Here is a 1182-nt window from a genome sequence, read left to right as displayed (position 1 = left end):
CTTAGGGAGCATCGAACTTACCCACCTCATCGCCCCAGACAGTCCAGCCCGGCCGGAGTTGACGCGAGAATAGCTCAATCCGCCGCGCATCGGGCATGAGGTTTTCAGCCGCCTCGAATGCCTCGTTCGGTTTGCGGGAATGCTCGCGCACCTTCGCCTCAATCGTGATCGTCCCGGTAGGCCAAGGCCCGCCACCAAACTCCGAATGGAAACCATCGTCGAACGTGGCCACTGTCGATCGGGTGGACCTGGTCGTCTTCGGAGCCCCGCGGGTGGCGATCAGGAATGGCTCATTTGAGCTGCGCAACACATAGCCGGTGCCGAACGCCTCCTTGCCGCGGGTGGTGCGCTTCACCCACGTACCCGCTGTCTTGTACTCGAACCCCCAGGCCTCAATCACGCGCAGTGCGTCGGGCAGCATCGGGTTGGTGGCCCAGAGCCACAACAGGCAATCCGCCGCTGCAATTGCCTCCACGGGCAACGCGCAAATGGCGTCCGTGTCCTCACACGCATAGTGCGCTTGCGGCGCCTTCTTCTCACCAGCCTCCGAGTACAACTCATAGCGCCACGCTGGGTCCGCCATGATCATGTTGAAGCCACCGTGCGGGCGCATATCCAGAAACTCACGCAGGGCGCTCATACCTCGCGCACCTCCACCCCTTGAGCGGCGGCGACGGCGCGGCGGACCTCGTAATCCCGCGTGGGCAGGCCCTTGGCATCTTCGTAGATGGTCTCGCCGGTGGCGACCTCGACATAGCCAAAGTCCACGGTGATCCGCATCTGCCGACCTTTCCGGGCGATCAGAGGACCATCGCGTCCCTCAAGTGGGACCACGACCTGCCGGCGGAGTTCGATGATTTCCCCAGCCTGCTCCAGGAGCTTCAGTTCCACCCAGCGCTTCGCTTCACGTTTGCTGTCGAAGTTGATCCCATCGACGGTGATGCGCTGGGCACCGAACTTTTGAGCTTTCGGTTGCTCCTGCAGATGACGGAGTTCGGCTGCGGACATGCGCTCGGTCATGACGCCTCCATGCGTGTGGAGAGCCCGTATTTGACCGACGTCTTGTTGAATTTGGCAGCGACGGCCTGACCAGCGTCTATGCCCAGCGCAGTGGCGAGTTCATTCAGAAACTTGAGAACGTTGCTCATCCGTGGCGCAAATTCAGACGCAAGGGCAGTTGTC

General features: G+C 61.8%; 2 protein-coding genes. Both read right to left on the bottom strand.

The window, feature by feature from the left end; genetic code table 11:
- Nucleotide 1: 1 nt before the first annotated feature.
- Nucleotides 2–640 (bottom strand): MT-A70 family methyltransferase, encoded by a 639-nt coding sequence (locus ACR0CG_RS23925; RefSeq protein WP_480424015.1) that lies wholly within the window; start codon nucleotides 638–640, stop codon nucleotides 2–4.
- Nucleotides 637–1020, bottom strand: coding sequence for a DUF1064 domain-containing protein (locus tag ACR0CG_RS23920; RefSeq protein ID WP_480424014.1), 384 nt, complete (start codon nucleotides 1018–1020; stop codon nucleotides 637–639). Before ACR0CG_RS23920 ends, ACR0CG_RS23925 begins: the two co-directional genes overlap by 4 nt.
- Nucleotides 1021–1182 lie beyond the last annotated feature (162 nt).

The organism is Ruegeria sp. AB8 (assembly GCF_056542605.1).
The sequence above is the reverse complement of the archived record's forward strand: the minus strand, read 5'-3'. Positions and strand labels throughout refer to the sequence as shown.

What these genes read in the sequence shown, in the direction of transcription:
- ACR0CG_RS23925 (WP_480424015.1), bottom strand. Translation starts at nt 640, where the DNA reads ATGAGCGCCCTGCGTGAGTTTCTGGATATGCGCCCGCACGGTGGCTTC.
- ACR0CG_RS23920 (WP_480424014.1), bottom strand. Translation starts at nt 1,020, where the DNA reads ATGACCGAGCGCATGTCCGCAGCCGAACTCCGTCATCTGCAGGAGCAA.